Below are 19,880 nucleotides of genomic sequence, written 5' to 3'. Positions count from 1 at the left end.
GGCCCGTCATCCCGGTTTTTGCACCGCCCTTAAGCAGCGTCCCCCGCCATGTCCGATCCGCCCCCACGCCCTGCCCCCCAACCGGGCGATCTGTTCGGCCCCGTCACCGCCGACAATGGCGGCGCGGCGGGCCGGGACATGGCCGGCGGCGTTGGAACAGGCGGGACAGAAACAGGCGGGCCGCTTGCCGACCGGCTGCGCCCGCGCGCGCTCGGCGATGTCGTCGGCCAGGATCATCTGACCGGGCCGGAGGGCGCGATCGGCCGGATGGTCGCGGCGGGGCGGCTCGCCTCGATGATCCTGTGGGGACCGCCCGGCACCGGCAAGACCAGCATCGCCCGCCTGCTGGCCGATGCGGTCGGGCTGCGCTTTGCAGCGATCTCGGCGGTGTTTTCGGGCGTTGCTGACCTGAAAAAGGCCTTTGCCGAGGCGCGCGAGCACAAGCGCATGGGGCAGCGCACCTTGCTGTTCGTGGACGAAATCCACCGCTTCAACCGCGCGCAGCAGGACGGTTTTCTGCCCTTTGTCGAGGACGGCACCGTCATTCTGGTCGGCGCGACCACCGAAAATCCGTCGTTCGAACTCAATGCCGCGCTGCTGTCGCGCGCGCAGGTGCTGATCCTGCACCGGCTGGACGCGGCGGCGCTCGAACAGCTGCTCGCGCGGGCGGAGACGGCGGCGGGCCGGCCATTGCCGCTCGATGCCGAGGCGCGGGCGGCGCTGGTTGCCAGCGCAGACGGCGATGGCCGCTTCCTGCTCAATCAGGCGGAAACGCTGTTTTCGCTCGACCTGCCCGCGCCGCTCGATCCGGCCGGGCTGTCGGCGCTGCTCCACCGCCGCGTCGCCGTCTACGACAAGGACCGCGAGGGACATTACAATCTCATCTCCGCGCTGCACAAATCGCTGCGCGGCTCGGACCCGCAGGCGGCGCTTTATTATCTGGCGCGGATGCTGGTCGCGGGCGAGGAGCCGCTTTACGTGCTGCGCCGGCTGACGCGTTTTGCCAGCGAGGATATCGGCCTCGCGGACCCGCAGGCGCTGGTCCAGTGCATGGCGGCGCGCGACGCTTACGCCTTTCTGGGCAGCCCGGAGGGCGAGCTGGCGATCGTGCAGGCCTGTCTCTATCTCGCCACCGCGCCCAAATCCAACGCCGCCTACAAGGCGCAGAAGGCGGCATGGAAAAGCGCCCGCGACACCGGATCGCTGATGCCGCCCGCCCATATCCTGAACGCGCCGACCCGGCTGATGAAGGACATCGGCTATGGCCATGGCTATGCCTATGACCATGACAGCAAGGACGGGTTTTCCGGGGCCGATTACTGGCCCGAGGGGATGGCCGCCCAGACCTATTACCGGCCGGTGGCGCGCGGCTTTGAAGCGCGGATCGCCGAACGGCTGGCCTATTGGGACGGGATGAGGCGCGACCGTGACCCGGCTGTGGATAAATCTGCGGATAAACGGGCGGACAGTCAGGGGCACAGGGATGAGGATTGAACCGGGGACAAGGCTGGGGGCCAAGTCGGGGACAGAGCTGGGGATGAAAATGGGGAGCATTGTGGGCACAGGCCTGGGGATAAGCCTGTGGGCATCGCTTGCCGCCGCTCAGGCGCTGCCCCCCGATCGGCCTGCCGCAGCGCCGGCGGGGCAGCCCGGCCCGGCGCTGACCATCCATCAGCGGGCGATCGCCGCCGGCTATACGGCGCTCACCCTGTGCGAGGGCGTGCTGTCGGCCGGGCGCACCCCCGAACAGGTGGCGGCGACCGAGATGCAGGGCATCTATCCCGAATATCAGGCGCTGGCATCGGCGCTGCCGGCGCAGATCGACCGGGCGGCCCGGCTGGTCGCGGTGCCGTTCGATGCCGGGCTGCCGCCGCGTTTCGCGCAGTGGCGGCCGCTGACCGGCTGCACGCTCGCCCCGATCGGCCAGGCGGCGCCGCCCGCCCCAACCCCAACCCAGATCGCAACCCCGCCGCTTCATGCCGTTCCCGCCGATCCGCGCCCCTGGCCGCTGGGCGATGCCGGCATCGCCCCCCGGCCCGGCCCGGCGCTGTCCGCCCGGATCGATGCGGCGCTCACCGGCGGCTATGGCGGGGTCACGACCGGGCTGGTCGTCGTGCGGGACGGGCGGATCATCGGCGAAGCCTATGCGCCCGGCTTCGGCCCGTTCACCCCCAACCGCACCTGGTCGGTCGCCAAGAGCATCGCCGGGACGCTGGCCGGCATCGCGGCGGGCGACGGGCTGCTCGATCCGGCGGCACCCGCACCGGTGCCCGAATGGCGCAGCCCCGGCGATCCGCGCGCGGCGATCACGCTCGATCAGCTGCTGCGCATGGCCTCCGGGCTGACCAGCGACAGCGCCGGCAACCGCACCGATGCGATCTATTTCGGCGGCACCAGCGTCACCGAACAGGCCCCGTTCTGGCCGCTGGGCGCGCAGCCGGGCACGCGCTTCCGCTATGCCAATAACGACATTCTGCTCGCCATCCGCGCGCTGCGGGCAAGACTGGGCGACGGCGATGTCGCGCAGTTCGCCGCGGCGCGGCTGCTCGGCCCGCTCGGCCTTCGGCACACGACGCTGGGGCGGACTGGCAGGGCAATCTCATCCTGTCCTCGCAGGTCTGGTCGACCGCGCGCGACCTTGCCCGGCTGGGCGAGCTGTGGCGCGCCGATGGCGTCTGGCAGGGCAAAAACCTGCTGCCCGCCGGCTGGATAGCGCGGATGACCGCCCCGTCCGGCCCGCAGCCCGACAGCGGCCCCGGCTATGGCGCGACATTGTGGCTGTTCGGCGCGCAACAGGGCCTGCCCGCCGGCAGCTTCGCCGCACAGGGCAATCGCGGCCAATATGTGATGGTCGTGCCGGCACGCGGGCTGGTGCTGGTGCGGCGCGGCGAGGATCCGGCCGGGCGCGGCTTCGACATTGCCCGTTTCACCGCCGATGTGCTCGGCGCGCTGGCCGGCGATGGCGGCTGACGGGCCAGCCCCCGGCCCGGACCGGTTCCGCGATTTCGTGTGCATCGACTGGTCGGGGCGGCGGTCGCCCGGCCGCCTGGGCTGGCCGTCGCCCATGCACGGGCCGGCCAGGACGCACCGGCGCTGATCGCCCCGGCGGACGGCTGGACGCGCGCGGCGATTCTCGACTGGCTGCTCGGCCATGCCGATGCAGGCACCCCGATGCTGATCGGGCTGGATCTGTCCCCCGCCTTTCCCTTTGCCGATCTGGGGGCCTATTTTCCCGGCTGGGCCGACAGCCCGGCCGATGCCCGCGCGCTCTGGGCGCTGGTCGACCGGCTAGCGGGCGACGAGCCGCATCTGGCCGCCAACCGCTTTGTCGATCATGCCGAGGCCAGCCGCTATTTCCGCCGTCAGGGCCGCCCGCTGGGCGACCGGTTCGGCAGCGCCGGGCGCGGGCGGCTGCGCCATGTCGAGGAACGCCAGCGCGGCCTGGCACTGGCCCCGGCCAGCTGCTTCAACCTGGTCGGCGCGGCGCAGGTCGGCAAATCCAGCCTCACCGGCATGCGGCTGCTCCACCGGCTGGGCGGGCGCATCCCTGTCTGGCCGTTCGATCCGCTGCCGGACGCGGGGCCGGTGATCGTCGAGATCTATACCAGCCTTGCCGCCCGCGCCGCCGGCCTGCCCGCCGGGCGCAGCAAGGTGCGCGACGCCGCCGGGCTGGATGCGGCGCTGGCACGGCTGGACAGCGCGGCGCATGTCGCGCTGCCGCGCTATACCGACCATGCGACCGACGCGATGCTGACCGCCGCCTGGCTGCGCAGGGTGGCGGCCGACGCCGGTCTGTGGCATCCGCCGGGGCTGGAGCCGGTCAGGCACACCGAAGGCTGGACGTTCGGCGTGCGCTGACGCATGGAGCGTGGGATGTGACGCGTGGCGCGCACAGCCACCATGCCCGGGCCGGGTTAGCTCAGCTGGTAGAGCAACCGCCTTGTAAGCGGTAGGTCGTCGGTTCGAGTCCGACACCCGGCACCATCACACGAGGCGTGACAAGGCGCCAAGCAGAGGCCAGGACGCTCGCCCTAACCGGAAGCACATCAGATAAAGGCGGCCAGACTTCCCCGGGAGCAGGCACGGGCAAGCGGCCTGATTAGAAATACGCTGTCTCTCGTCATTGCGCATGGGCTTCAAGCAAGCCAATACACGCATATGAACGACGCCTATTTCTCCTCATCGATCAGTGATTTTCTTAACAAGTCGACGACCGAGATCCTAGGTGAGCTAACGCAGGCGCATCACCATGCGTTGGAACACCAGCAACGCAATGCTTGGCTTGCTCAGATCGAGCTCCTCAGGGGCGAGCTCAACGGCCTGCTAGATGGGCATATCTTTTTCGAATTTTCGATCCCCCGCATGGGTAAGCGCGCTGACGTGGTCATGTTGGTTGGTGGCATGGTGTTTGTAATCGAGTTCAAAGTCGGCTCAGCCACGTTCGATAGCTGCGCTATCGATCAGGTACATGACTATGCGCTCGATCTCAAAAACTTCCACTTAGGTAGTCACACTTTACCAATCGTGCCGGTGCTGTGCGCAACGGAGGCGCTCAATCACGAAATATCCCGTTTTGAGTGGGCCGAGGATCGCGTAGCCTCGCCGGTTCTCACCGGCCGTTGCGGAATACGTCAGGTTCTCGATCTTGCCTTGCAAGAGCATACTGCTCATTTGATAGACGTCATGGGGTGGCGCACCTCAGGCTACAGACCAACACCAACAATCATTGAAGCTGCCGAATCCCTGTACAGGAACCATAGCGTTGAAGACATTTCTCGATCAGATGCCGGAGCAAAAAACTTAAATAGCACTTCAGAAAAAGTCGCCAACATCATCGATCACGCAAAAAAGAAAGGTCGTAAGTCCATCTGCTTTATTACTGGCGTTCCGGGAGCGGGAAAGACGCTTGCAGGTCTAAACATTGCAGCAAAACGCGCTCAAGGACATCAGGATGAACACGCTGTTTTCCTATCAGGTAACGGCCCACTCGTTGACGTTCTACGCGAAGCCCTAGCCCGAGATCAGGCTGCACGCGATGGAGTGAAAAAATCCGATGCAAATCGCGCGGTAAAGCGATTTATCCAGAATATTCATCATTTCCGTGATTACTACCTAGAGCGGGATGAACCGCCGTTCGAGAAAGTCGTAGTGTTCGACGAAGCCCAGCGCGCCTGGACAAAGGAACAGACTTCTAAGTTCATGCAGACGAAGCGTGGCTATCTTGGCTTCACAATGTCAGAGCCCGAATTTCTGATTAGCGTTATGAATCGAAACCAAGGATGGTGCACGATCATCTGCCTTATCGGCGGAGGTCAAGAAATAAACACGGGTGAAGCTGGCCTGTTTGAGTGGTTAACTTCTCTTCGCGAAAGATTCCTAGACTGGGATATCCATGCCTCCTCGCTATTAGACGATAGTCACTATACAGTGGATCAGAAAACTGCGGCCATGCTCGCTGCACCCAACATCCAAAACACCCAGAGCTCCACCTGGCAGTCTCTATGCGCTCATTCCGAGCAGAGCAGCTCTCGGCATTCGTCGGGCATGTTGTGAATGGATCAGCGGATGATGCCAGATCAATTCTAACGGAGTTGAGCGGCCGATACCCGATCGCCGCTACGCGAGACATTGGCACGGCGCGAGCATGGCTTCAAAGCCGCGCTCGCGGCAGCGAGCGCTATGGCTTAGTCGCATCGTCGGGCGCCCATCGCCTGCGCCCCGAAGGCATTCAAGTGAATGCCAAAATCGATCCGCCGACCTGGTTCCTCAATGACAAGTGGGACGTTCGCTCATCCTTTTATCTTGAAGAAGTAGCGACACAGTTTGATGTTCAGGGCCTAGAGCTTGACTGGACATGTGTCTGCTGGGACGCCGATTTACGTTTTTCCGGTAATTCATGGCAGTTCTTTGCATTTAAGGGCACAGCTTGGCGAAACGTAAACGACCGTAGCAAGCAACTGTACATGACCAATGCATACCGGGTTCTTCTTACCCGAGCACGACAAGGCATGATCATTTTCATTCCGAAGGGAGATTCCAAAGACCCGACGCGACTGCCCAGCTTCTATAACGACACTTTCGCCTTTCTGCAGCGCTGTGGAGTACCGGAGCTATATGGCCAGTAGGATCGTGTCGGTCAAACATCTCGTTCGGCGAGCCAGCGATCTCTTGACCGCTCCACGCAACAGAACAGTGACATAGCCGTTTGATCAAATCCCGTCGGACTGAGCCCCAAGCCTCACGACTACGTCACTATAATCCCTCGCAACCTTTTCTAATAATCTTGGCCGTAAGCTATCGCTGAACCTTGATTTCCTCGGCCATCGGCCCACGCCGACCTGACGCACCGCAATCGCAGCCCTGCGCGCGTGCCGCCCCGCGTCGCCGGACGCGGGGCGGGCGCTCGTTCCCGCAGGCGGCTCAGCGCCGGGTGAGGCGCAGCAGGCGGCCTTGTGAGCCCTGGGCACCGTCCTCGAGCAGCCACAGCGCCCCGTCCGGCCCTTCCTCGACCTCGCGGATGCGCGCGCCCATGTCCCACTGGCTGCCCTTCTGGGCATTGGTGCCGTCGACATCGACGCGGATCAGCGCCTTGCTCGACAGGCCGCCGATGAACAGGTCGCCGCGCCATTCCGGCCACATCCGGCCCGAATAGGCGATCAGCCCGCCCGGCGAGATCGCCGGATTCCACCAGACCTTGGGCGCTTCAAAGCCGTCGCCGGGCTGGTGATCGGGAATGTCGCGGCCGTCATAATGATCGCCGTTCGACACGCGCGGATAGCCGTAATTGCGCCCCGGCAGGACCAGATTGACCTCGTCGCCACCCTTGGGACCCATTTCCTGCTGCCACAGATTGCCGCGCGCATCGAAGGCAAGGCCCAGCAGGTTGCGATGGCCATAGGACCAGACCGCGGGATGAAAGCCCTTGGCCGCCAGCGGATTGCCCTTGGCCGGGGTGCCGTCGTCATTGAGGCGCAGCACCTTGCCCAGCGTCGCCGCCGGATCCTGCGCGGGATCGAATTTCTGGCGCTCGCCATTGGTGAAGAACAGCTTGCCGTCGGGCGCAAAGGCGATGCGGCCCGAAAAATGGCCATTGCCCTCGACATAGGGCGTCGCCCTGAAGATCACCTCGACCTTGTCGAGCCGGGGCGTCCCCGCCTCTTCCAGCCGGCCGCGCGCCAGCACGACGCCCTTGGCCCCCGCATCATTCTGCTCGACATAGCTGAAATAGACGAGCCGGTTGGCGGCAAAGCGCGGATGCAGGACGACGTCGTGCATGCCGCCCTGCCCGCCGGTCGCCACCGCCGGCACCCCGGCGAGCGCGGTGCGCGCGCTGCCATCGGCGGCGACCAGCAGGATCTGCCCGGCCTTTTCGGTGACGAGCATCCGCCCGTCGGGCAGGAAGGTCATCGCCCAGGGCGCGTCGAAATCGGCGACCGGCGTCACCGTGAACGGCGCGGCGGACGGTTCCTGCGCCTGCCCTGAACAGGCGATGGTCAGCAGCGCGGCCCCGGCGACGGGCGCGAGGCGGCGGCGGAAACCGGTGATCGGCAGAGAAGCGGGCAATGACATGGACGAAATCCTCGATCCTGGCGTGAACCTGGGTGCGGCGCCCCCCGTCAACCGGGATGGCATCCCGCCCGGACGCATCAACGCGCAGCACCGCACCTAGCGCCATTGCGCCATCCCGCCAATCGCCCCCCGGCGATACCGGCCGGTCAAATGCACGGGCCGGTCAAATGCACGCGCCGCCGCCCGGCCCGGCCCCAAGCCCTCTTGTCCGCGCGGACGTTCGGGCGTATATGGCGTCATATTCCTCGACATCGGTAACGACGTTGAGGCCGGGTTCCCGCGGAACTCCGGCGCCCATCCCCGTGCACGGCCATCCCGGCCATAATGGAGTCCCAGTGACCGACATCGCCACCCTGACGCAGCTGATCGAGCCGGAGGCCAAGGCCCTTGGCTTCGCGCTGGTGCGCGTCGCGATGATCGGCGGCACGTCGGACCCGACGCTGCAGGTGATGGCCGAGCGCCCGGACACGCGCCAGCTGACGATCGACGACTGCGCTGCGCTGTCGCGGCGGCTGTCGGACATGCTCGACGCCGCCGACCCGATCGAGCAGGCGTATCGGCTGGAGGTCAGCTCGCCGGGCATCGACCGGCCGCTCACCCGGCTGAGCGACTTTGCCGACTGGGCCGGGCATGAGGCGCGGCTGACGCTCAGCGAGCCGCTTGACGGGCGCAAGCAGTTCCAGGGCGTGCTGGCGGGTGTCGACGGCGAGACCATCCGCGTCGATCTCGGCCCGCGCGGCGAGGCGCTGCTGCCCTTTTCCGGCCTCAAGGCCGCCAAGCTGGTTTTGACCGACAGGCTGATTGCCGCCACCGCGCCGCTGGATGCGGATGGCGCCGATACAATCCAGGTAGAAGGATAGGTTAGACGATCATGGCCACCGCTATCTCCGCCAACAAGGCCGAGCTGCTTGCCATCGCCGATTCGGTCGCGCGTGAAAAGCTGATCGACAAGGCCATCGTCATCGAGGCGATGGAAGACGCCATCCAGCGCGCGGCCAAGAATCGCTATGGCGCGGAAAACGACATCCGCGCCAAGCTTGATCCCAACAGCGGCGATCTGCGGCTGTGGCGCGTCGTCGAGGTGGTCGAGGCGGTCGACGATTATTTCAAGCAGGTGTCGGTCGCCGACGCCCAGAAGCTGGAAAAGGGCGCGAAGGTCGGCGACTTCATCGTCGATCCGCTGCCGCCGATCGAGTTTGGCCGCATCCAGGCGCAGGCGTCGAAGCAGATCATCTTCCAGAAGGTCCGCGACGCCGAGCGCGAGCGCCAGTTCGAAGAGTTCAAGGGCCGGGTCGGGGAGATCATCACCGGCGTCGTCAAGCGGGTCGAGTTCGGCCATGTCGTCGTCGATCTGGGCCGCGCCGAAGGCGTGATCCGCCGCGACCAGCAGATCCCGCGTGAAGTGGTGCGCGTCGGCGACCGCATCCGTTCGCTGATCCTGCGCGTGATCCGCGAGAATCGCGGGCCGCAGATCTTCCTGTCGCGCGCCCATCCGGACTTCATGAAGAAGCTGTTCGCGCAGGAAGTGCCCGAAATCTACGACGGCATCATCGAGATCAAGGCCGCCGCCCGCGACCCGGGCAGCCGCGCCAAGATCGGCGTGATCAGCCATGACGGGTCGATCGATCCGGTCGGCGCCTGTGTCGGCATGAAGGGTAGCCGCGTGCAGGCGGTCGTCCAGGAAATGCAGGGCGAAAAGATCGACATCATCCCCTGGTCGCCCGACACCGCGACCTTCGTCGTCAACGCGCTGCAGCCGGCCAATGTCAGCCGCGTCGTGATCGACGAGGAAGAGGACCGGATCGAAGTGGTCGTCCCCGACGACCAGCTGAGCCTGGCGATCGGCCGGCGCGGGCAGAATGTCCGCCTCGCCTCGCAGCTGACCGGCAAGGCGATCGACATCATGACCGAGACGGACGCCTCGGACAAACGCCAGCGCGAGTTCGCCGAGCGTTCGGAAATGTTCCAGAACGAACTGGACGTCGACGAGACGCTCGCCCAGCTGCTGGTCGCCGAAGGTTTCACCACGCTCGAGGAAGTCGCCTATATCGAGCAGGACGAGATCGCGACCATCGAGGGCTTTGACGAGGAACTGGCCGCCGAGCTGCAGAACCGCGCCCAGGAAGCGCTGGATCGCCGCGAGGAAGCCAATCGCGAGGAGCGCCAGTCGCTCGGCGTCGAGGATGCACTGGCGGCGATCCCGCATCTGACCGAGGCGATGCTGGTCACGCTCGGCAAGGCGGGGATCAAGACGCTCGACGATCTCGCCGATCTCGCCACCGACGAACTGGTCGCCCGCCGCCGCGCCGAGCCGCGCCGCCGCAACAACGACCAGCCGCGCGAACAGGACAAGGGCGGGATCCTCGCCGATTATGGCCTGAGCGAGGAACAGGGCAACGAGATCATCATGGCGGCCCGTGCCCATTGGTTTGAAGGGGAGGACGCGGTTGCGGACACTTCCCAATGAAAGGCCAGGGTCGGCCAATGAGACGCCAGCGCCGGAGCTGAACGACGCGCCGCGCGGCACCCGCCGCGCGGCCGCCGATGCCGAGCGCAAATGCATCCTGACCGGCCAGCGAGCGGACAGGGACGGGCTGGTGCGCCTTGCGCTCGGCCCGGACGGGCAGGTGCTGCCCGATGTCCGCGCCAAGGCACCGGGCCGGGGCGCATGGATCAGCGCCGATCGCACGATTCTTGACGGGGCGGCGGCGCGCGGGCGGCTGGAACAGGCGCTGGCGCGCGCGTTCCGCCAGCCGCGCATCGGCGTGCCCGAGGATCTGGCCGACCGTATCGCCGGCCAGCTGGAGCGCGCGGCGCTTGACCGGCTGGGGCTGGAAGCGCGCGCCGGCACGGTGCTGACCGGATCCGAACGGATCGAGACCGCCGCACGCCAGGGCCGCGTCGCGCTGCTTCTGCATGCGCGCGATGCCGCACCCGATGGCAGCCGCCGGCTCGATCAGGCGCTGCGCGTCGGATCGGATGCCGAAGGCACCGCGCTTCGCGGACTCGTAATCGCGGCCCCGCGCGCCATATTGTCGGCAGCGCTGGGGCGCGAAAATGCCGTGCATGTCGGCGTGGTCGATGCGGGCGCTGCCCGGCGCATCGGCGCGGCGCTCGACCGCTGGCATGGTTTTATCGGATTTGGTTTGAGGGATGAGCCTTGCGAAACCGCCTCGCAAGGTCCAATCGCGGCCGGGGCGCCCGATGGCGCGCCGGCTGCTGCGGCGGCGAATGAAGGGTTGTGACGGGTTCATGAGCGACATCGACAACAAGGACAAGCCGAAGCTGGGCGCGCGCGCGCCGCTGGGCCTCAAGCGCACGGTCGAGACCGGCAAGGTCAAGCAGAGCTTCAGCCATGGCCGCTCGAACACCGTCGTGGTCGAGGTCAAACGCCGCCGCGTGCTCGGCCGGCCCGGCGAGGCCGAACAGCCCGAGGTCCAGGCGCCGCCCCCGCCGCTGCGCCCGCCCCGGCCCCCGCGCCGCAGGCGGCTGAGCCGGTCGCCCCGCGCCCGCAGCCCGCACCTGCGCCCGCCCCGCCCCGCGCCCGCCCGTCGGCCGCCCGATGACGGCGATGGAGCGGCGCGAGCAGCAGGAAAGGCTGCTGCGCGAGGCCGAGGAAGCGCGTCTGGCCGCGCTTGAGGAAGCGCGCCGCCGCGAGGAGCAGGAGCGCCAGGCCGCGAGCGAGGAAGAACGCCGCCGTGCCGAGGAAAACCGCCGCGCCGAAGAAGAAGCGCGTCAGCGCGCCGAGGAAGAGGCGCGCCGCGCCGCCGAAAGCCCGGCCCCGGCGTCGACCCCGGCCGCTGCGCCGGCCGAACCCGCTGCCGCGCCCGCCGCTGCCGCCGCTCCGGCAGAGGGCGGCGAGCCCAAGGCCGAACGCCCGGCGGCCCCGCCGCCGCGCCGTTTCACCCCGGTGCAGCCCGTCCGCCGGCCCGAACCGCCGGCGCGCCCGGCGCGTCCGGCGCGCGGCACCGATGACCGCCGCCAGTCGGGCAAGCTGACCGTCACCCGCGCGCTCAACGACGATGAGGGCGCGCGCGCCCGCTCGCTCGCCGCGCTCAAGCGCGCGCGCGAAAAGGAAAAGCGCGCCCATATGGGCGGGTTCAGCCAGCCCCAGACCAAGCAGGTGCGCGACGTGGTGGTGCCCGAGGCGATCACCGTGTCCGAACTCGCCAACCGCATGGCCGAACGCGGGGCCGATCTGGTCAAGGCGCTGTTCAAGATGGGCATGCCCGTCACGCTGACCCAGACCATCGACCAGGATACCGCCGAGCTGCTGGTCACCGAGTTCGGGCACCGCATCAAGCGTGTGTCGGATGCCGATATCGACATCCAGACCGCCGATGACGTCGATGCGCCCGAAACGCTGAAGCTGCGTCCGCCGGTGGTCACGATCATGGGCCATGTCGACCATGGCAAGACGTCGCTGCTCGACGCGCTGCGCGGCACCGATGTGGTCGCGGGCGAAGCCGGGGGCATCACCCAGCATATCGGCGCCTATCAGGTGACGATGAAGGACGGATCGAAGATCACCTTCCTCGACACGCCGGGCCATGAGGCGTTCAGCGAAATGCGCGCCCGCGGTGCCAATGTGACCGACATCGTCATCATCGTCGTTGCCGCCGATGACGGGCTGCGCCCGCAGACGGTGGAGGCGATCAACCACACCAAGGCCGCCGGCGTGCCGATGATCGTGGCGATCAACAAGATCGACAAGCACGAGGCCAAGCCGCAAAAGGTGCGCGAGGAGCTGCTCCAGTATGAAGTCGTCGTCGAACAGATGGGCGGCGACGTGCAGGACGTCGAAGTCTCCGCGCTCAAGCGCCAGAATCTCGATGAGCTGATCGAGAAGATCCAGCTTCAGGCCGAACTGCTCGAACTGCGCGCCAATCCGGACCGCGCAGCCGAGGGCACGGTCGTCGAAGCGCAGCTCGACAAGGGCCGCGGCCCGGTCGCGACCATCCTGGTCGGGCGCGGCACGCTCAAGGTCGGCGACGTGTTCGTCGTCGGCGCGGAAAGCGGCAAGGTGCGCGCGATGATCGACGACAAGGGCCGGCAGGTGAAGGTCGCCGGTCCGTCGACCCCGGTCGAGGTGCTCGGCCTGTCGGGCGTGCCGATGGCGGGGGACCAGCTGACCGTCGTCGAGAACGAAGCGCGCGCCCGCGAGGTCGCCGCCTATCGCGCCAGCGTGATCCAGCAGAAGCGCACGACATCGGCCCCGGCCAGCCTCGAATCGATGTTCTCCGCGCTGCGCGACAAGCAGGCGATGGAATATCCGGTGGTGGTCAAGGCCGACACCCAGGGTTCGGTCGAAGCGATTGTCGGCGCGCTGAACAAGATCGGGACCGAGGACATCCGGGTCCGCATCCTGCATTCGGGCGTCGGCGGCATCACCGAGAGCGACGTCATCCTGGCGAGCGCGTCCAAGGCCCCGATCATCGGCTTCAACGTCCGCGCCAATGCCAAGGCGCGCGAGATCGCCAACCGTGACGGCGTCGCGCTCAAATATTACGACGTGATCTATCACCTGACCGACGAGATCCGCGCCGGCATGGCCGGTCAGCTCGGCCCGGAATCGATCGAGCATGTCGTGGGCCGCGCCGAGGTGCGCGAGGTCTTCTCGGCCGGCAAGCATGGCAAGGCCGCCGGTCTTCTCGTCACCGAAGGCTTTATCCGCAAGGCGCTCCGCGCGCGCATCACGCGCAACGACGTCATCATCTACAACGGCTCGATCGCCTCGCTGCGGCGGTTCAAGGACGATGTCGCCGAAGTGCGCGCGGGTCTGGAATGCGGCGTGACCTTTGAGGGTCATACCGACATCAAGGCCGGCGACTATCTGGAGACGTTCGAGGTCGAGCTGCGCGAACGCACGCTGTGAGCCGGGCGGTGAACGGCGCGCGCGGCGGTGCATCCGGCGAACCGTCGGTGCGCCTGCTGCGCGTGGGCGAGCAGGTTCGCCATGCGCTGTCCGAGGTGCTGATGCGCGGCGATGTGCATGATGATGTGCTCGCCGCGCACAGCGTGTCGGTGACCGAGGTGCGCATGTCGCCCGACCTGCGCCACGCCACCGTGTTCGTGAAGCCGCTGCTGGGCGCGGATGAAAAGGACGTGCTCGACGCGCTGAAGCGCAACGTCAAATATCTGCGCGGCGAAGTGGCGCGGCGGGTGAACCTGAAATTCTCCGCCCAGCTCAAATTCCTGCCCGATGAGAGCTTTGACGAGGCAAGCCGCATCGATTCGGTGCTGCGTAGCCCGAAAGTCGCGCAGGATCTGGACCGCGAGGACGACTGATCCGAACCGCACGGGGTTGAACCGGGGGGAAAAACCCGCACAGTGTGGGCATGACCGGTCTGCCCCCGCCCCGCCCGCTGCCACTGCATGTGGCGTGCTGTTCCGTCCGATTTTCGGCCTTGCGCTCGCCGCCATGCTTGCAGGGGTAGCCGGTGCGCAGACGCCGGCAGCACCTGCCCTGCATCGCCGGCCACCCTCACCGGCCAGGACCTGTTCAACCTGGAAGTCGCGACCGATCCGCAGATCAGCCCGGACGGCACGATCATCGCCTATGTCCGCCGGTCAAACGACATCATGACCGATCGGGCGCGGCCGAGCATCTGGACGGTCGACACCCGCACCGGCGCGCACACCCCGCTGGTTGCAGGCGCAGGATCGCATCTGCGCCCGCGCTGGTCGCCCGATGGCACGCGCCTCGCCTATGTCTCGACGGCTGAAGGCGGCGGCGCGCAGCTTTATGTGCGCTGGATGGCGACCGGCCAGACCGCGCGGGTCACCGGCCTGCCCACGGCCCCGTCGGGCATCGCCTGGTCGCCCGATGGCAGCCGCATCGCCTATACGATGCTGGTGCCCGCCGACGCCCCGTCGCTCGCCAAGCCGCTCAAGAAACCCGAGGGCGCGGACTGGGCCAAGCCGCTCGAGATCCATGACCGGCTGGTCTACCGCACCGATTCGGACGGCTATCTGAAACCGGGGCTGGAGCAGATTTTCCTCGTGTCTGCCGAAGGCGGCGCACCGCGCCAGCTGACCTTTGCGAAGCAGCCGGTAGGCGGGTCGATCGACTGGACGGCGGACGGGCGGGCGCTGATCTTCAGCGCCAATCTGACCGACAAATGGCAGCTTGAAGGCTTTGACACCGAACTGCACGAGCTGGACGTCGCGAGCGGTGCGATCCGCCGCCTGACCGACCGGCGCGGCCCCGATCAGGATCCCGCCGTGTCGCCCGACGGCAAGTGGATCGCCTATACCGGCTTTGATGACCATGGCCGCGCTTATGAGGCGGGCGAGCTGTGGGTGATGCCGCGTGGCGGCGGCACGCCGCGTTCGCTGACCGCGCAGCTCGACCGCGACGTGTCGTCCCCCGTCTGGGCGGCGGATTCGCGGTCGCTCTATGCGTTGCAGGACGATCGCGGCACCACCAAGGTGATCCGCATCGGGCTGGACGGATCGGTCCGCACGGTTGCCGAGGGACTGACCGATGCCGGGCTCGACCGCCCCTATGCCGGGGGCGCGTTCAGCGTCGCGCGCGACGGCAGCATCGCGATCACCGCCGGGACCGCGCAGCGCCCGTCCGACATCGCGCTGGTGCGCGGCGGCACCCGCCGGCAGCTCACCCGGCTCAACGCGGAATGGCTGGGTGCCAAGACGCTGGGCGAGGTGCGCAAGATCAGCGCGACCGCGTTCGACGGCAAGGTGATCGACAGCTGGCTGACCCTGCCGCCGGTGCCGGCAGCCGGTGGCCGGCACCCGCTGATCCTCGAAATCCATGGCGGGCCGCACACCGCCTATGGCCCGTCCTTTGCGACCGACAACCAGCTTTATGCGAGCGCCGGCTATGCGGTGCTGTCGGTCAATCCGCGCGGCTCGACCTCCTATGGCGAGGCATTCGCCAACGAGATCGACAAGACCTATCCGGCCCGCGACTATGACGATCTGATGAGCGCGGTCGACGCCGCCATCGCGACCGGGCTGATCGATCCCGACAATCTGTTCGTCACCGGCGGATCGGGCGGCGGCGTGCTGACCAGCTGGATCATCGGCAAGACAAACCGGTTCAGGGCAGCGGCCACGCAGAAGCCGGTGATCGACTGGGCAAGCTTTGCGCTGACCGCCGACAATCCGGCCTATTTCACCCGTTACTGGTTCGGCAAAAAGCCGTGGGAGGACCCTGAGGGCTATTGGGCGCGTTCGCCCCTGTCGCTTGTCGGCAATGTGAAGACGCCCACCCTGGTCGTGGTCGGATCGGAGGATTTCCGCACCCCGGTCAGCGAGTCCGAGCAATATTATTCGGCGCTGCACCTGCAGGGCGTGCCGACCATGCTGGTCAAGGTGCCGGGGGCCAGCCATGGCGGGATCGCCGCGCGCCCGTCCCAGTCGGCGGCCAAGGCATCGGCGATCATCAGCTGGTTCGACCGTTACCGGACAAGATAATCAGGCCCGCGCCCGGGCCGGGGAGGACAGATGGACGAGCTTCGCCAGCGTGCAATCGCGCTTTATGACGCCTTCACCCATGGCCCGGGCGGGGCGCGCGACCGGCGCGGCTTTCTGCGCGACATGACGCTGCTCGCCGGATCGGCGGCGGCGGCAGAGGCGCTGATCGCCGCCATCGCGCCGGCGGCGGCCGCCGCCGCCATCGTGCCGGCCGATGATCCGCGCCTCGTCACCCGCACCGATGAATGGGCCAGCGCGCCGGGGCGGACGATGCGCGCCTATGTTGCGCGGCCCGCCAAGGGCCGGCCGCGCGCGGCCATCGTCGTCATCCACGAAAATCGCGGCCTCAACGACCATATCCGCGACGTCGCCCGGCGCGTTGCGCTGGACGGCTTTGTCGCCGTCGCGCCCGATTTCCTCGCCCCCGGCGGCGGCACGCCGGCCGATGCCGATCAGGCGCGGACGATGATCGGGCAACTCGACCTTGCCCGCACGCTCGCCGATGCCCAGTCGGCCATCGGCCATGCCGCCGCGCTGGTGCCCGGGCGCAAGGCCGGGGTCACCGGCTTCTGCTGGGGCGGCGCGCTGGTGCTGCGGCTGGCGGTCGCGGGCGCGCCGGGGCTGAAGGCGGCGGTCAGCTACTATGGCCCGGCCCCCGATCCGGCCGAGGCCGAACGGGTGGCGGTGCCGGTGATGATCCATCTGCCGGCGCTCGACACGCGGGTGGCGGCGACGGTGCGCCCCTTTGCCGGCGCGCTGATGCGCGCGGCCCGGCCGCTCGAGCTGCACGAATATCCGGGCGCGAACCATGCGTTCAACAATGACAGCTCGGCCGAACGCTATGACGCTGCCGCCGCCACGCTGGCCTGGAAGCGGACCATCGGTTTTTTCCGCACCCATCTGGGCTGATCGGATGGCGTGAGCGGGGGCGGCGGACATGCCTCCGATTTGGGGACAGACTCCGCCACTTTGTTCGTGTTATGTTCTGGCCGTTCACACGAGTCGCGACAGCGCGGCGGATGGCGGAGGCGCATGAGATGGACGAGCTGATCCTGTACACCCATCCGATGTCGCGCGGCCGCACCGCGCGCTGGATGCTCGAGGAAGTGGGCCTGCCCTATCGCACGATCTGGCTCGATTACGGGACGACGATGAAGGCGCCCGAATATCTGGCGGTCAACCCGCTGGGCAAGGTGCCGGCGCTGCGCCACGGCCCGGCGGTGATCACCGAATGCGCGGCGATCTGCGCCTATCTGGCCGATGCCTTTCCCGAAGCGGGGCTCGCCCCACCGCCGGGCAGCGCCGCGCGCGGGGCCTATTATCGCTGGCTGTTCATCGCCGCCGGCCCGGTCGAGGCGGCGGTGATCGACCGGGTGCTGGGCGTGACCATTGCCGCCGAACAGCAGGCGATGGTCGGCTATGGCAGCTATGATGCGATGATCGACATGCTCGACGCGCATCTGGCCGCCAATGACTATGCGGCCGGGGACCGGTTCAGCGCCGCCGATATCGTGCTGGGCGCGCAGATCGGCTGGGGGCTGGAGTTCGGCACGCTGCCGCAGCGGGCGTCCTTTGCCGCTTATGCCGAACGGCTGCTCGCGCGCCCGGCAGCGCAGCGGGCGCGCGCGATCGACGACGCGGCGATGACGCCGGCCGGCTAACCGGGGCGGCCCGCACGCCCGGACCGGGTGCGGACCGGATCGTGCAGACACGAAAAGGGCGCGGCGGCCATCCGGCCTCCGCGCCCTTTCTGCACCATGCTGACCGGCCCGCCGCCACCGGCGGGCCGGCAGGCGTCACCAGACCTTGATCCGCGCCTCGGGCGCCAGATAGCCCTTGTCGCCCGGCTTCACGTCGAACGCCTTGTACCAGGCATCGAGGTTGCGCACGACATAGGGGCGGAAATGGCTGGGCGTGTGCGGATCGGTGGTCAGCTGCTGCAGCAGCTGCGCCTCGCGATACTTGCTGCGCCACACCTGCGCCCAGCCGAGGAAAAAGCGCTGGTCGCCGGTGAACCCGTCGATCACCGGTGCCTTCCGCCCGCCGAGCGACAGCTGATAGGCGTCATAGGCAACGGTCAGCCCGGCCAGATCGGCGATGTTCTCGCCCAGCGTCAGCGCGCCATTGACCTTGCGGCCAGGCAGCGGCTCATAGGCGCCATATTGCGCGACCACCCGGTCGGTATAGCCCTTGAACCGGGTCGCGTCCTCGGCGGTCCACCATTCGGCCAGATTGCCGGTCTTGTCGAACTTGCGGCCCTGATCGTCGAAATGATGGCTGATTTCATGGCCGATCACCGCGCCGATGCCGCCATAGTTCACCGCATCATCGGCCTTGGGGTCGAAGAACGGTGCCTGCAGGATCGCGGCGGGGAACACGATCTCGTTCATCACCGGGCTGGCATAGGCGTTCACCGTCTGCGGGGTCATGCCCCATTCGGTGCGGTCGACCGGCTTGCCGACCTTGTCCAGCCGGCGCTGATATTCAAACCGCGCCGCGCGTTCGGCATTGCCCAGCAGATCGCCGGCCCGCACCTCGAGCGTCGAATAATCGCGCCACTTGTCCGGATAGCCGATCTTGTAGGTGAAGGCGGCGAGCTTCTCGCGCGCCTGCGCCTTGGTGGCCGGGGCCATCCATTCCAGCCGCTGCAGCCGCACGTCGAACGCGGCGATCAGGTTCTTGACCAGCGTTTCCGCCTTGGCCTTGGCCTCGGGCGGGAAATAGCGGGCGACGTAAAGCTCGCCCACCGCTTCGCCCATCAGGGCATTGGCCAGATCGACGCCGCGCTTCCACCGGTCCTTGAGCTGGGGCGTGCCGGCGAGCACCGTCCCCTTGAACGCGAAATCCTCGGCCACGAACGCCTTGGGCAGCATCGGCGCGGCGCGCGAGATCGCGTGGAAGGTCAGATAATCCTGCCACACGGCGAGCGGTTCGTCGGCGATCAGCCGCGCGGTGCCGGCAATCGCGCTCGGCTGCGAGACGATCAGCTGCGGCATGTCGAGCCCGGCCGAGGACAGGAACAGCGACCAGTCGATGCCGGGCATGCGGGTGCCAAGCTCCGCCACCGGCATCGGGTTGTAGCGCTTTTCCACCTGGCGCGATTCGGCGCGCGTCCAGTGGGTCGCGGCGATGCGGGTTTCAAGCGCGACGATGGCCGCCGCCTTCTGTTCCGCCCCGGCAATGCCCGCCAGCGTCAGCATGCGCGCGATATGCGCCTGATAGGCGCGGCGCGTTTCGACGAACTTCGGGTTCTTGTCGTCCAGATAATAATCGCGGTCGGGCAGGCCCAGCCCGCCCTGGCCGGCATAGGCGGCGTAGCGGCTATTGTCCTTCAGGTCCTGCGCGACGCCCAGCCCGATCGGCGACCGCTTGCCCGCGCGCATGCCGTCGCCGAGATAGCGGATCAGATCGGTCTTGCTGGCGAGCGCGGCGATGCGCGCCAGTTCGGGCTGGAGCGGGGCGATGCCCGCCGCCTCGATCGCCGCTTCGTCCATGAAGCCCTGATAGAGCAGACCAACCTTGTAGGCGGTGGTGCCAGGCTCGGCCTTCGCCGCCCCTTCAACAATCTCGCGCGTCCGCTGGTCCGACAGGTCGCGCAGCACGGCGAACCCGCCCCAGCTCGACCGGTCGGCGGGGATCTGGGTGCGGTCGTCCCAGCCGCCATTGGCAAAGCGGTAGAAATCATCGCCCGGGCGCATCGCGCGGTCCATGCCGTCGGCGTCGAAGCCGAACCGGCCGAGTTCGGGCCGGTCGGCAGCAGCCTTGGCGGCGGCCATTGCGGGCGTCACCAGTGCGGGCGAAAGCGGCATCAGCGCCGCCGTGCAGGCAAGCAGCGCGGCACGCGCGGCCATGCGGGTCATCATCTCTCTCTC

15 protein-coding genes, 1 tRNA gene and 1 pseudogene are annotated in these 19,880 nt (G+C 67.6%); 15 read left to right on the top strand and 2 right to left on the bottom strand.

Going from position 1 to position 19,880, the window contains the following annotated elements; translation table 11 throughout:
* Positions 1 to 138: 138 nt before the first annotated feature.
* The 6 genes and pseudogenes from GVO57_RS06495 to GVO57_RS14895 all read left to right on the top strand — a co-directional run bounded on the left by GVO57_RS06495 (position 139) and on the right by GVO57_RS14895 (position 6,125).
* Complete coding sequence (locus GVO57_RS06495) at positions 139 to 1,494, top strand: replication-associated recombination protein A (RefSeq protein WP_160593869.1); 1,356 nt, start codon at positions 139 to 141, stop codon at positions 1,492 to 1,494.
* Positions 1,484 to 2,970: pseudogene (locus tag GVO57_RS15400) on the top strand (serine hydrolase domain-containing protein). The gene GVO57_RS06495 and the pseudogene GVO57_RS15400 overlap by 11 nt, the downstream one beginning before the upstream one ends.
* Positions 2,971 to 3,009: 39 nt before the next feature.
* Complete coding sequence (locus GVO57_RS06485; protein WP_327785549.1) at positions 3,010 to 3,858, top strand: hypothetical protein; 849 nt, start codon at positions 3,010 to 3,012, stop codon at positions 3,856 to 3,858.
* A gap of 50 nt (positions 3,859 to 3,908) precedes the next feature.
* Positions 3,909 to 3,984, top strand: a tRNA-Thr gene (locus tag GVO57_RS06480).
* A gap of 174 nt (positions 3,985 to 4,158) precedes the next feature.
* The gene (locus GVO57_RS14900) at positions 4,159 to 5,553 is read left to right on the top strand and encodes a DNA/RNA helicase domain-containing protein (RefSeq protein ID WP_233281513.1); all 1,395 of its coding nucleotides are present in this window, start codon (positions 4,159 to 4,161) and stop codon (positions 5,551 to 5,553) included.
* Positions 5,502 to 6,125 (top strand): DNA/RNA helicase domain-containing protein, encoded by a 624-nt coding sequence (locus tag GVO57_RS14895; RefSeq protein WP_233281512.1) that lies wholly within the window; start codon positions 5,502 to 5,504, stop codon positions 6,123 to 6,125. The genes GVO57_RS14900 and GVO57_RS14895 overlap by 52 nt, the downstream gene beginning before the upstream one ends.
* A 295-nt stretch (positions 6,126 to 6,420) precedes the next feature.
* Here GVO57_RS14895 and GVO57_RS06470 read toward each other — a convergent pair whose 3' ends face one another.
* Positions 6,421 to 7,569 (bottom strand): PQQ-dependent sugar dehydrogenase, encoded by a 1,149-nt coding sequence (locus GVO57_RS06470; RefSeq protein WP_160592472.1) that lies wholly within the window; start codon positions 7,567 to 7,569, stop codon positions 6,421 to 6,423.
* A gap of 335 nt (positions 7,570 to 7,904) precedes the next feature.
* Here GVO57_RS06470 and rimP point away from each other — a divergent pair, with 335 nt between their 5' ends.
* The 9 genes from rimP (at position 7,905) to GVO57_RS06430 (ending at position 17,669) form a co-directional block, all read left to right on the top strand.
* The gene (gene rimP / locus GVO57_RS06465) at positions 7,905 to 8,429 is read left to right on the top strand and encodes a ribosome maturation protein RimP (RefSeq protein WP_160592471.1); all 525 of its coding nucleotides are present in this window, start codon (positions 7,905 to 7,907) and stop codon (positions 8,427 to 8,429) included.
* 11 nt (positions 8,430 to 8,440) lie between these two features.
* Complete coding sequence (gene nusA / locus GVO57_RS06460; protein WP_160592470.1) at positions 8,441 to 10,036, top strand: transcription termination factor NusA; 1,596 nt, start codon at positions 8,441 to 8,443, stop codon at positions 10,034 to 10,036.
* Positions 10,017 to 10,814 (top strand): DUF448 domain-containing protein, encoded by a 798-nt coding sequence (locus tag GVO57_RS06455; protein ID WP_407695715.1) that lies wholly within the window; start codon positions 10,017 to 10,019, stop codon positions 10,812 to 10,814. Before nusA ends, GVO57_RS06455 begins: the two co-directional genes overlap by 20 nt.
* Before the next feature lie 7 nt (positions 10,815 to 10,821).
* On the top strand, positions 10,822 to 11,208 hold the full coding sequence (locus GVO57_RS15600) for a translation initiation factor IF-2 associated domain-containing protein (RefSeq protein WP_407695714.1): 387 nt from the start codon (positions 10,822 to 10,824) through the stop codon (positions 11,206 to 11,208).
* Complete coding sequence (infB, locus tag GVO57_RS06450; protein WP_407695713.1) at positions 11,132 to 13,444, top strand: translation initiation factor IF-2; 2,313 nt, start codon at positions 11,132 to 11,134, stop codon at positions 13,442 to 13,444. The genes GVO57_RS15600 and infB overlap by 77 nt, the downstream gene beginning before the upstream one ends.
* An 8-nt stretch (positions 13,445 to 13,452) precedes the next feature.
* Positions 13,453 to 13,857, top strand: coding sequence for a 30S ribosome-binding factor RbfA (gene rbfA, locus GVO57_RS06445; RefSeq protein ID WP_160593867.1), 405 nt, complete (start codon positions 13,453 to 13,455; stop codon positions 13,855 to 13,857).
* A gap of 294 nt (positions 13,858 to 14,151) precedes the next feature.
* A complete protein-coding gene (locus GVO57_RS06440; RefSeq protein WP_233281511.1) occupies positions 14,152 to 16,008 on the top strand; it encodes a S9 family peptidase in 1,857 nt (618 codons plus the stop codon).
* A gap of 30 nt (positions 16,009 to 16,038) precedes the next feature.
* A complete protein-coding gene (locus GVO57_RS06435) occupies positions 16,039 to 16,917 on the top strand; it encodes a dienelactone hydrolase family protein (RefSeq protein ID WP_160592468.1) in 879 nt (292 codons plus the stop codon).
* A gap of 110 nt (positions 16,918 to 17,027) precedes the next feature.
* On the top strand, positions 17,028 to 17,669 hold the full coding sequence (locus tag GVO57_RS06430; protein ID WP_233281510.1) for a glutathione S-transferase family protein: 642 nt from the start codon (positions 17,028 to 17,030) through the stop codon (positions 17,667 to 17,669).
* A gap of 135 nt (positions 17,670 to 17,804) precedes the next feature.
* Here GVO57_RS06430 and GVO57_RS06425 read toward each other — a convergent pair whose 3' ends face one another.
* The gene (locus GVO57_RS06425) at positions 17,805 to 19,868 is read right to left on the bottom strand and encodes a M13 family metallopeptidase (RefSeq protein ID WP_407695724.1); all 2,064 of its coding nucleotides are present in this window, start codon (positions 19,866 to 19,868) and stop codon (positions 17,805 to 17,807) included.
* Between the last annotated feature and the right edge of the window lie 12 nt (positions 19,869 to 19,880).

It is taken from the genome of Sphingomonas changnyeongensis (assembly GCF_009913435.1).
Classification (GTDB): domain Bacteria; phylum Pseudomonadota; class Alphaproteobacteria; order Sphingomonadales; family Sphingomonadaceae; genus Sphingomonas_B; species Sphingomonas_B changnyeongensis.
This window is presented reverse-complemented; position numbering and strand designations above follow the sequence as displayed.